Raw genomic sequence first — 11,338 nt, 5'->3', positions numbered from 1 at the left:
GCTACTTTTTCAGCTCGCCTGCGTGAACCACGACGGGAACGGCTCGATATTTGATATTCCAGGGCAGCCCCTATTGCAAACAATACACCACTGAATACAAAAAAGACTTCTGGTAAACCGCCACTTTCGTAGTTCGGTCTAGTCTCAGCATACTTAAACCACATATCTGCAATGTACAGGCAAAATGTTGCAGCGGCAATCATTTGCCAGGATTGGGAAAAACGTCCACCCCAAAAAGCTAACAGTAGGGATGAGGCAATAATCAGCAGAATTACATCGAAAGCAATGTAGAGGGTCGTCAATTGGTTTGAATAGGCACTCAGTGACTTGTCAAGTTCGATAGCCCACCTTGGAGAATTATGATCAGTACTCTGATTAGCCTCAGAGTTGGTTATTTCAGATGGCTCTGCCGAGATGACCATAGCATTATTTTCCTTGACCAGAAGTGGTGTGGTCGAGTCAGAAATAGAATACGCAATTGTCACATCACCAGATTCAGGAGTGCTGGATTCGAGGGAAGGGGCAAGTAACAGCAAAGCAGCTAAGGCCATCCCCACTATGGCAATCGCTACAATCGTTAACCCTTGCCAAAGTTCTAAGTTTAAGCGTCTGGGAATAACTGCTAAAAACATGCCTACCCCAAGACATACGTAGGAGGATAAGTAAAACACATCTGCTAGTGATACATCAGGGTTAAGGTGAAAATACAGCTCCCACACACCGAATATCAAGTCACCCATCAAATAGAACAGATTCCCCAGACCGAGTCCTAGCCAGACATTTCGTCCACTGGCAATCTGAGGGCTACGCCAATTTCTGAAACAGAGAATACTTGCTACTAGGAAGGGTATACATTCTAAAAAGTAGGTACTAATCAGGTACCAAAATGGACTTTCTTGCCCAGGGGATGTAATCCCAAACAGCAAGAAGAATAATAGGGAGATAATCGCCCAAGCAATACCACCATAGATGATGGTATTGCTGCTGAGGGGGGATAGATTACCTGATGACCGTTCTGCAGAGCTGCTCATAAGGAATTTCACACTTATCACTGACTAGCACAATAAGACTATGGTTAGGCAGCTAAAATATCTATGATTCTTAAGCTTATTTTTAATTGTAGATTATTGCCATAGTTTACTAAGATCACAGTTGTTAAGCCAGTTGATAAACTGAGTTTGCTCCTGAGCTGGCATATCCTGCAAGATATCGCTAACCCCCTGAGCAAAGTTGGTATTGCCAAAATAGTCTTTACCTAAGCGATATAGTTCTTGCAACAGGGTGATCAGATGATGTTCTTCCCAGATAGGAAAATCAGAGTTGGTAAGGGGGTCGATTTTGAGCAATTGTTGTACAGCTTGGTTCGATTGAACCTGGGGAAAGTTTGAATCTATCAAGATCTTGGCGATATCCTTCTGGAACAACCCAGCTTGTCTAGCTCCTAAGAAGTCTTCCACATCCATATACACCGTCTGTAGTAGCAAAAGACAGGCTTGAATGTAGGATACCCTAGTGCCCTCAGAGCTGGGTTCAGTGCCTAATTGATCCAGACGGATTTTTCCCCAAACGCTGTAGCGCTCAGGTTCTTCCAACAATACACAAGCTTTTCCCCGATGATCGGTGAGGTCTCGCCAGAAAGCTATGGCTTCCTCTTCCTGAGTGGCACCAAATACACTGAGCAGGCGAAAGGTTTGCCCCTGGTAATTGAGAATCGGGATTTGCTGCTCCCTCTGTGGGTGCTGAATACTAGAGATTTCAACATCCTGCCTTTTCAAAATAAACATGATACTGGCACATGACTCCTGACCGGGTCAGGGGGTGCTGTTGACGAAGTGTTCTAACCCCCTAGTACTCTGTCAATTTAGTTTTGAGGGTTAGGGCAAAGTCGCACGGTGGCACGGTGGCACGGTGTTAAGTCATACCTAATGCCTAGTAAAAGCGTGCCTAATCCGGAAAAGTATAGTTTACCCCTCAATTCAATTTTGACAGAGTAATAGTCACTATCTCCTGATCAGAATCCTTGTGACAGAGTCTGACTAAGTTCTGATCAGTGACACTGACTATGTACCTACCTTAACTCGGGTTCGAGCTAAGTGCCTTGAGTCTTACCGCTAATTGAGACAAGCAATCGATAATTATTGTGGTGGCTCTCCACTTAAGCCCAAGGCTCTCCTGATACCAAGTTGCGGTCAAACGTACAACTTTCTCTTCCCCCAATCTCCCCATCTCCCCATCTCCCCATCTCCCCCTCCTGGGAGGGGTTAGGGGTGGGTTCCCATCTCCCCATCTCCCTATCTCCCTATCTCCCTATCTCCCTATCCAAGCAATCTACTATCTTTGAATGCAACTCGGTATGAGATCGGGAACGGGTAACGGGCAACGCTTAACGGGAAATGCTTTCTGTTACCGGAGCCATTGTTCCTTTATCCGAAGTTCCCTGTTCCTCCTTGACCTTGACTGTCCCGTTTTAAATTGGTATAATTTTTGGTTATGGTTTACAGATACAGGAGTGAATACCCGCAAAGCGCCTTGATAGGACTAGGTATTAGGCACACAGAGACTGGTACCCGATCACCAGCCAAGCAAAAACAGTTTTTTCTGATGTATGATATAGCTATGCCCTCGTAGCTCAGTGGATAGAGCAAGGGATTTCTAATCCCTGGGTCGTGGGTTCAAATCCTACCGAGGGCGCTCTTTGGTCATTGGTTATTGGTCAAAAGTCGGCTTAATTTGGCTCACAAAATACATAGGACTAAGGATTAATGACTAATGACTAAATGTAAATCTAAATGTAAACTGATGTTGCGCTCCTCTTAAAAATTATTGAGAAATCCCCCAAACCTGGATGAGACGCATATGGTAAGAAAAATAAAGAAATGTGTCAAGAGATGCCATGGATAACTTACAACGATATCGCATTGTCTGCACCCTAAGCTTTGGTGACATTTATGGACAAATTATGGTTTGGTTAATCGTAATTTTCCTGAGTCTTGCCTCAGCCTTAGCTCTTTGGAGTGCTGACCGCCAAATTTACGCTCTGGCAACTGTCGGGCTGATTTTGGTACTATCTCTGCCCTTCCTGCTCTTTGCCTTCGTGACTACATTGTTAAACCATATTGAAATTGCTCAGATGGAAGAGGAGGAAACCACATCAACAGCTGGAGGCAGAGCCCCTAGACAGAAACCTATTGGGGCGACCGGTTGAAGATAATCCGGACCATCCCCGGCTTTTTCAGAACCCGGGGAAGGGGAGTTGAGAGCCTCCGTGCTTGAGGAGGGGCGCTTCATACTTTTTCCGCAATCCTAGAGGGTAAATGCCTAGAGGCTAGAACCTAGAGCCTAAAATAGGAATTGGGATTCCATAATACGACCGAGATGCTAGAACACGATGTCATTATTGTCGGTGGGGGATTAGCTGGATGTCGCGCTGCTTTAGAGATTAAACGCTCTGAGCCTAAGCTCGATGTCGCCCTTGTCGCTAAAACTCACCCAATTCGTTCCCATTCGGTGGCTGCCCAAGGGGGTATGGCAGCTACTCTGAAGAATGTTGATGCTGACGATAGCTGGGAAGCCCATGCCTTTGACACGGTTAAAGGGTCTGACTACTTGGCAGACCAGGATGCAGTAGAAATCCTAACCAAAGAGGCTCCAGAGGTGGTCATTGAGCTGGAACACATGGGGGTTCTGTTTTCCCGCTTACCAGATGGTCGGATTGCTCAGAGGGCTTTTGGAGGTCATTCCCATCGCCGCACTTGCTACGCGGCAGATAAGACGGGTCACGCCATTTTGCATGAACTGGTGAACAATCTCCGGCATAACGGTGTCAAACTCTACGATGAGTGGTACGTTATGCAGCTGATTTTGGAAGAGGGTCAGGCAAAAGGGGTGGTGATGTTCCAGCTCCTAAACACGAAGGTGGAAGTAGTACGGGCAAAAGCGGTCATGTTTGCTACTGGGGGTTATGGACGGGTATTTAACACCACCTCCAATGACTTTGCTTCCACTGGGGATGGTCTGGGAATGTCAGCTCTGGCTGGGGTGCCTTTGGAAGATATGGAGTTTGTACAGTTTCACCCTACAGGCTTGTATCCGGTGGGGGTTTTGATTTCTGAGGCGGTACGAGGGGAAGGGGCTTATCTGATTAACTCAGAAGGCGATCGCTTTATGAGGGACTATGCCCCCAAACAAATGGAACTGGCACCTCGGGATATTACTTCAAGAGCGATTACCCTAGAACTCAGAGCTGGTCGTGGCATTCACCCTGATGGCAGTGTAGGTGGACCTTTTGTTTACCTTGACCTGCGCCACATGGGCAAAGAAAAGATTATGAGTAGGATTCCGTTCTGCTGGGAAGAAGCCCATCGATTGGTTGGTATTGACGCAGTACATCAACCAATGCCAGTACGACCAACTGCCCACTATTCCATGGGGGGAATCCCTGTCAACACCGATGGACAAGTTCATAGTGGTAAAGATGGGTTAATTGATGGGTTCTTTGCCGCTGGGGAATCAGCCTGTATATCTGTTCATGGGGCAAATCGCCTCGGGAGTAATTCCCTGTTGGAATGTGTGGTTTATGGCAAAAGAACCGGTGCTGCGATCGCAAAATACGTCCAAGACCGGAAGTTACCAGACCTTGACGAGCAATCCTACCTCAATGCAGCCCAGACAAAAATCAAAGCCCTTGTGGAAAAATCTGGCACCTTACGGCTTAACCAGTTGCGTCAAGCCTTCCAAGACTGTATGACCCAATTCTGTGGCGTTTTCCGTAACCAAGGGTCCATGGAGGAGGGATTAAACCAACTGCAACAATTCAAACAACAGTACCAGCAAATTTATTTGGATGACAAAGGCAACTGTTGGAACACGGAAATTATCGAAGCCTTGGAACTGCGCAATTTAATGATAGTCGGAGAAATTATTCTTACCTCTGCTCTGAACCGACGAGAAAGCCGGGGTGCCCATAGCCGGGAGGATTATCCCCAACGGGATGATCCCAATTTTCTCAAACACACCCTAGCGTTTTACTCATCCGCAGGTATTGACCTGCAATATAAACCGGTAAGCATTACCTTGTTTGAACCGAAAGAGCGGAAGTATTGATTGTTACTCCGATACTGCCTCACTGGTCGAGTCATGAGTAAGTAACACTCCTAGCCTGTGTTGGTTACTCATCACTAATCATGGTTTAGCCAATGACTAATTTTCTGGAGTTTCTGGAGTTTCTGGAGTTTCTGGAGTTTCTGGAGTTTCTGGAGTTTCTGGAGTTTCGGCTGCCAACTGTTTGACTTGGTCTTTGTACTTGGCTGGTGCTAGGGATTCAGCCTGGTCAAACAGGGGTTTAGCCTTTTCAGTGTTACCCTGTTCTTTAAAAATCATGGCTTTAGCTAGCACTGGTCTCCAGTCATCTTGGCTGCCTTTGATCGCCTGGTCATATATAGCTGTGGCTTCGTCATAACGCTTCTGATTCGCGTAAACTTGACCTAACAACAACTGCACAGAAATGACATCAATGCTCCCAGGTTTAATCTCATTGACTTGCTGGGAACTTTTTAAGGTGTCTTGCAGCAAACCGATGGCTGCTTCTGGGCGGTTTTCCTGGGTTAGCAAACTAACTAACCCTTGCAGAGCATTCATATCCCCAGGCTTAGCGTTTAATATGTCCCGATAGGCTTGAGCTGCTCCTTCGCGATCGCCAATTTGTTGTTTTACCTGAGCCAGCAAGACCCCATAATCTGTCTGGTCAGTATTGAGTTTGGCTAACTTTTCTAGGGGTTCAATGGTGCCTTTGATGTCTCTTAGCTGTAGCCGTATCTCCAGCAGACCTCTCAAAGCCGTTAAATTTTCTGGTTCTCGCTGCAAGACTAGTTCATAACCCTTGGCTTGAGCTTCTAGTTCTGCTTGCTGCTGGGCAGAAATATTTGGTGTAGCTGTAGGTGTTGCCCCAACAGAGGCGGGATTATCCTTGAAAATATTCCCTAGCAAAGGAATCATCGAAATACCGATAAACGCTAGCACAGCTAGTACTAGCACTATTTTGATCCAGAGACTGCGCTTTTGAGACACAAAACTTTCTTGAACTGTTCTATAAAACGTGAACATCGCGGACAAAAACGTCACAACGAAGCCTGTTTACTTCCTGTTTCAACTAGGACTGTCGGCAGCACCCTATCCACAGGCTTCAAATCGGCTGGAACCCAACCTAATATTGAATTTGAGGTGACAACTTTGTTGCTCTACTCCGTTATTTTCGGGAGATTTAAAACTGATGGCTTTACTCAGTTACCTTTTCGCAGGCTACCCACTCTTGTAGAAGATTATCTGGATGTCAAGCCTAATACTGTTATTGCTTGGTTATTGCATAGGCCCATTGTACCACAATCCCAGAGGAGTTTTGTTGAAAACATGCGGGTATGTTACGCATGCGTAACATACCCGCATGTACTAGATTGCTACTCTCTTCCCATTATGAAACGATTTGGGGGTTTTCAAGTCTCCTCCCATCAATCCCATCTATATAAATACGCTAGCATTAAGGCTCAGTTAAATCGGCTAGAAACCGCTCAGATTAAAGATTCCATAAACTTTGCGGATCTAACCTTTCTCTCACTGCATTCTGTACAGTGGGTAGACTAGTACCAAGTGCGCTCACCCTCCAGTTTTGTGGTGGCAACAGTCCAGGATAATTTTTTCTGGAAAGGACACCGGAAAGCTGGAGGATGTTGACAAAATAATGCTGCCAATGTCAGTCAAAACCACCCATGGGAATGTGTCTCCGCCGCTAGGAGGTTATATGAATTCGTCTGTGAATGGGCTTCCCGACTCAGCTGAGTCGTCTGGAATCCAACCACCGGAAGTATCCAGTGTGCAAAACCAGCCCCCAGAAACACCAACTGGTGGCTCTCAAGATACCACCAAATCAGCTCCCTTAGCTGAATCTAATGGGACAGTAACTACTCAGGTCTCAAGTAAGGTCTCAAGACAGCACCCAATTCCTGCCCCCAGTGAACCTAGGCAATACCGCGCCATTGGTCTGGTCAATGGCAAATATATGCCTTCCGCAGAACAGTTGACCAGGGGAACACTGGTAGGGGCAGATGGAACCTTGATTGATGCGGTGTTACTCGGTCGGGTCATGAGTTTGGTCAAGAATCACTTAGATCTCAATCAGCCCCACCTCTGGGTTGTCTATCCTCGCATCAGGCAAGCAGACGATAACTTACATGTCCAAATTGTTGGCGTCTGGGAACCAGAAACTCTCGAACCCACAGCTGAAGCTGAAACAACTGACTCGGGAGTTGCTCAGTCCGAAACAGAAGTCGAGACATCAAATGACTCCTCAGAAGCTGAGGCGGAACCGATTCCGAAGGATGGCTATTTTTCCATTCGTGGCGAGGTGATATACCATTCGCGGGAGAAGGAACAAGTCGTTGTTAAAATTAGGCAATTACCTCGTAAAGAGTCAGATAAGCCTAAGTTTTTCAAGTTAAAGCTTAAGGGTTGCCTGGGAGAAAGGGTTGTTGGTCATTTTTGGGATTTACATGCACAGCTGCAAGCCAATACCCTGGTGATCCAGGAAGGAAATGATATTGGGTTTCTCAACAAAAAAGGACCTAAGAGGAAACCATTTAATAAAAATAAAAAACGTTTTGGTGCTAAAAAGAGTTACCCGAAGCCACGCCCTGCTCGTAAAAAGGATGGCGCGGCTACAGCCACAGCACCCAAACCCCAAAGACCAAGACCGAAACCGATCAAGCGTATTGACCACGGTAGTAAGGGTGATTCCTCTGGGAATTCTGCTTGATGGGAAGTGGAAAATTGCTCGAAGCGTGAGCTACCACGCTTTACTTTGAAGAAGATGGGGGGATGGGGGAATGGGGACGGACATGGAATATCCCCTACTCCCCTACTCCAGAAGCTACCTGTTCCCCTGGCATACTCAGAGCAACCCCCAGGAGTTTATTCAATTTTAATTTAATTGATTTTTTTGTTGGCGGGATGGTAAGATTAACGGTCAACGGTCAACCGTTAACGGTCAACAGTCAACAATAATTGAGAGTTTATTATTAAATTTTTTTAAATAAAGGGTGTCTTAATTTAAAGTTTTAATTAAGGGATATACTTGACTAGATAATAATGAATAATTAAGTTCATAGTCACGGATGAATTCGGGGAATAAAGATTAGTACATGCTTGTTACAAAGTTCCGAAGTTCCGAAGTTACCTTTAAATTAATTTGATTTCCTAAGGCTTATGCTCATTGCTATAACTATAAATTAGTTTGATAAAGGATACGCTAACTAATAGCGTTATTGAATCATTTTGGCTAGTATATGGCGAGATAAATTCCATGGATAGGTAAATTTATCAAAATGTTTGATGGATGTCCATGAGCTACCTAACTAAGGTAGTCTTTTTTGGTGAGAGCGATCGCTACGGCGGTTTGCATAACTATCAGGTACACAGGATTGTTTTCCCACTTCCGACTTCCCACTTCCGACTTCCGACTTCCCACTTCCCACTTCTGACTTCCCTGTTCCCTGTTCCCTGTTCCCTGTTCCCTAAAATCCAGAAATTTGTACCTAACTGAATTGCAAACCGCTGTATCTATGACTATATTTCTTACCCTGAGCGTTGTTGTACTAGCTTTAATCAGTTTCATTAGGGAATGGATGCCAGTGGATATCACTGCGATCGCAGTGATGGTGTTACTGATGCTTCTAAAGCTAGTCACCCCAGAACAGGGAATCTCCGGTTTTGGCAACCCTGCCACGATCACTGTGATGGCTATGTTTATCCTCAGTGCTGGGATTGCCCGAACTGGGGCGCTTCAAATCGTGAATGACCTACTGCTGAAGTGGGGAGGCAAGGAGTCAACCCAGCAAATATTTACCATGGGAATAATTGCTGGGCCCATAACGGGCTTCATTAACAATACAGCTGTGGTGGCTGTACTACTTCCTATTGTAGAAGATTGGTGCCGCAAGCAAAGTATTTCCCCTTCTAGGCTTTTGATGCCCTTATCCTTTGTCACTATCTTAGGGGGCATGATCACTACCATTGGCACCTCCACTAATGTCTTGGCCAGTGGGTTGTCTAAACAGTTGGGCTATGGTGATTTCAGCTTGTTTCAATTCACCCGATTGGGGCTAATTACATTCACCATAGGATTGGCATATTTGGCTCTAGTGGCACCCCGACTTTTGCCCAACCGTAAAGTAGCTAGCAATGGTATTGTCACTCAGGACTATAATCTCAAAGAGTATGTCAGTGAAATTGTGATTACACCAGATTCCAGCCTAGTGGGGCAAACCCTACGTGCCAGTGAAATCCAGCGGAAGTTTGATTTGGACGTTTTGGAACTGATTCGCAATGGTAGTCGTTTTCCCCAACCCCTGGCAGATAAAGTATTGCGACCAGGGGATATTTTGATTGTGAGGTCTGGTCGGGAGTGTCTGCTGAGAGTCAAAGATCAACGAGGGATAGAAATCTTAGCTGATGTCCAATTTGGACAGCAACCCTTGGAAACCGGTCTTACCTCTGGGGAGGAGGGGATTGCTGAGGTGTTGATCCTGGCTAACTCTAATTTAATTGGCTCAACCTTAAAGGATATGCGGTTTCGGCAACGCTATAACGGTACAGTTTTGGCAATTCGACGGGGACAGGAGCTGGTCAGAGAAAGACTTGGACGAGTTTCCTTACACTTTGGTGATGTGCTGTTGGTACAAGGTCCAAGGCAAAGTTTGTTGGGATTGCAAACCAGTCGAGATTTGTTGGTGATTGGACAGCGAGATTTAGAAACCCTACGGCGAGACAAAGCAGTAATTGCGATCGCAATTACTGTAGGGGTAGTCTTAGCAGCTGCCTTTAATGTGCTACCGATTATGGTGAGTGCCTTGTTGGGAGTAGTGTTGATGGTGATCACTGGTTGTCTCAAGCCTGGGGAACTGTACGGAACAGTACGCTGGGATATTATTTTCCTGCTGGCTGGGTTAATTCCTTTGGGAATAGCCATGAAGGAGTCAGGCACAACTGAATGGTTAGCCGAAAATCTAGTGGCACTGGGGGGTAATCTGCCTGGTTATTGGTTGTTAACACTGTTCTATGTGGTTACTGTCCTGATCACAGAGGTGCTGTCTAATAATGCTTCGGTGGTGTTACTTTTGCCGATTGCTGTGGAGGTAGCTAAGAGTTTGAGTCTCAATCCTCTGGCGTTTATGTTTACGGTGATGTTTGCCGCATCTAATAGTTTTATGACTCCGATTGGGTATCAGACCAATACCATGGTTTATGGGCCAGGGGGTTACAGGTTTTTGGATTTTGCTAGGGTGGGTGCCCCATTAAGTTTGTTGATGGCATTGATTATTCCGCCACTGGTGATTGCCCTGTATGGGTTGTCTTGAGTCTCCCCGCTATAAATAAGCTAATCTTTATTCCCTCCTCATGCGCGCTTTGCCTCAAGACAGGGTTGGTTTTTCAAATGAATAATACCAAATCCGGTTGCCATACCCCCTTAATGAATTAAATAAAATCTAACCAAAGACATTACAGACGTTTGAAATTGGGTCAGCTATAAATCTATGAGGTGTGACCCCTGGCGATTTAATTATTAATGGGCTCACGGGGTGACAACAAAGCTCAAACCTAGATAGGTGTTAGGTTTTAGGTTTTAGGTTTTGGGTAAAATGAGCGCATCGGAGTCATTTGTATTTGCCAGCAATTGAAGCAATTTTAACAAGACTTCGTCAATGATAGTTTTAATCAATCCATCCCGTAAGGGCAATCTTCCCTAAAACCTAACCCCTAAAACCTAACCCCTGTAATATTTTCAATTAGCTTGTAACCCCCTGAGATTAATGGGTCAAGCTTACCTAATGTTTTAGGCAACAGGGAACATATAATAGGGAAAAGAGAATAGGGAACAGGGAACAAAAATTATCACAATTCCTATAGGGATTGCTATAGCGTTTGTCTTTGAGATGTAAACCTAGGAAGTCTTTTTTTATTGTAAAATAAAATTATGGATTTATTTACCCTCTTGCCTTTTGCCTTTTGCCTTTTGCCTTTTTCGGCAAGAAGTATTTTTATAACCCAGATACAAAATTTATAGGCTTTGTTGCATAAAGAGTATGAGTTAGCTGCAATAATATGTGAGAGAGAAAAATTTTGCTCGACCCAGCCATGACAGAAGCTTTGACCAAGACCCAATATAAAATTAGGAATTGGAGTGAGTACAACACAGCCCATTAAAACCGAGGAAGTTTGACCTTCACCGATTGATGAGGAGGTACTTGAGGGATGGTGGAATCCGCACAAGACAGGGAAACGAGGCAGATCA

11 protein-coding genes and 1 tRNA gene are annotated in these 11,338 nt (G+C 45.2%); 7 read left to right on the top strand and 5 right to left on the bottom strand.

Annotation, left to right across the window (positions count from 1 at the left end):
* The 3 genes from F6K57_RS30525 to F6K57_RS30515 form a co-directional block, all read right to left on the bottom strand.
* A partial coding sequence (locus tag F6K57_RS30525) for a hypothetical protein (protein WP_293023606.1) occupies positions 1-1,031 on the bottom strand: 1,031 nt, incomplete at its 3' end.
* A gap of 93 nt (positions 1,032-1,124) precedes the next feature.
* On the bottom strand, positions 1,125-1,784 hold the full coding sequence (locus F6K57_RS30520) for an Npun_F0813 family protein (RefSeq protein WP_293023609.1): 660 nt from the start codon (positions 1,782-1,784) through the stop codon (positions 1,125-1,127).
* A gap of 371 nt (positions 1,785-2,155) precedes the next feature.
* Positions 2,156-2,287: a hypothetical protein gene (locus tag F6K57_RS30515; RefSeq protein WP_293023612.1), complete on the bottom strand. Its 132-nt coding sequence runs from the start codon at positions 2,285-2,287 to the stop codon at positions 2,156-2,158.
* Between the two features lie 331 nt (positions 2,288-2,618).
* Here F6K57_RS30515 and F6K57_RS30510 point away from each other — a divergent pair.
* From F6K57_RS30510 to F6K57_RS30500, 3 genes are all read left to right on the top strand, one after another.
* Positions 2,619-2,691, top strand: a tRNA-Arg gene (locus F6K57_RS30510).
* 202 nt (positions 2,692-2,893) lie between these two features.
* Entirely contained in the window at positions 2,894-3,205 is a 312-nt protein-coding gene (locus F6K57_RS30505) for a hypothetical protein (RefSeq protein ID WP_071107458.1), read from the top strand.
* A gap of 170 nt (positions 3,206-3,375) precedes the next feature.
* Complete coding sequence (locus F6K57_RS30500; RefSeq protein ID WP_293071933.1) at positions 3,376-5,103, top strand: succinate dehydrogenase/fumarate reductase flavoprotein subunit; 1,728 nt, start codon at positions 3,376-3,378, stop codon at positions 5,101-5,103.
* A 96-nt stretch (positions 5,104-5,199) separates the two neighbouring features.
* On the opposite strand, the gene F6K57_RS30495 is transcribed toward F6K57_RS30500, so the two are convergent.
* A complete protein-coding gene (locus F6K57_RS30495) occupies positions 5,200-6,066 on the bottom strand; it encodes a tetratricopeptide repeat protein (protein ID WP_293023616.1) in 867 nt (288 codons plus the stop codon).
* 727 nt (positions 6,067-6,793) lie between these two features.
* Here F6K57_RS30495 and F6K57_RS30490 point away from each other — a divergent pair.
* The 4 genes from F6K57_RS30490 (at position 6,794) to F6K57_RS30475 (ending at position 10,403) form a co-directional block, all read left to right on the top strand.
* Positions 6,794-7,804 (top strand): hypothetical protein, encoded by a 1,011-nt coding sequence (locus F6K57_RS30490; protein ID WP_293043577.1) that lies wholly within the window; start codon positions 6,794-6,796, stop codon positions 7,802-7,804.
* Between the two features lie 62 nt (positions 7,805-7,866).
* Positions 7,867-8,052: a hypothetical protein gene (locus F6K57_RS30485; RefSeq protein WP_293043579.1), complete on the top strand. Its 186-nt coding sequence runs from the start codon at positions 7,867-7,869 to the stop codon at positions 8,050-8,052.
* Between the two features lie 337 nt (positions 8,053-8,389).
* Positions 8,390-8,590 (top strand): hypothetical protein, encoded by a 201-nt coding sequence (locus tag F6K57_RS30480; RefSeq protein WP_293071932.1) that lies wholly within the window; start codon positions 8,390-8,392, stop codon positions 8,588-8,590.
* Between the two features lie 19 nt (positions 8,591-8,609).
* A complete protein-coding gene (locus tag F6K57_RS30475; protein ID WP_293071931.1) occupies positions 8,610-10,403 on the top strand; it encodes an SLC13 family permease in 1,794 nt (597 codons plus the stop codon).
* 556 nt (positions 10,404-10,959) lie between these two features.
* Here the strand turns inward: F6K57_RS30475 and F6K57_RS30470 are convergent.
* On the bottom strand, positions 10,960-11,338 hold a 379-nt coding region (locus F6K57_RS30470), incomplete at its 5' end, for a hypothetical protein (RefSeq protein WP_293071930.1).

It is taken from the genome of Moorena sp. SIO4A5, assembly GCF_010672005.1.
Lineage (GTDB): Bacteria > Cyanobacteriota > Cyanobacteriia > Cyanobacteriales > Coleofasciculaceae > Moorena.
This window is presented reverse-complemented; position numbering and strand designations above follow the sequence as displayed.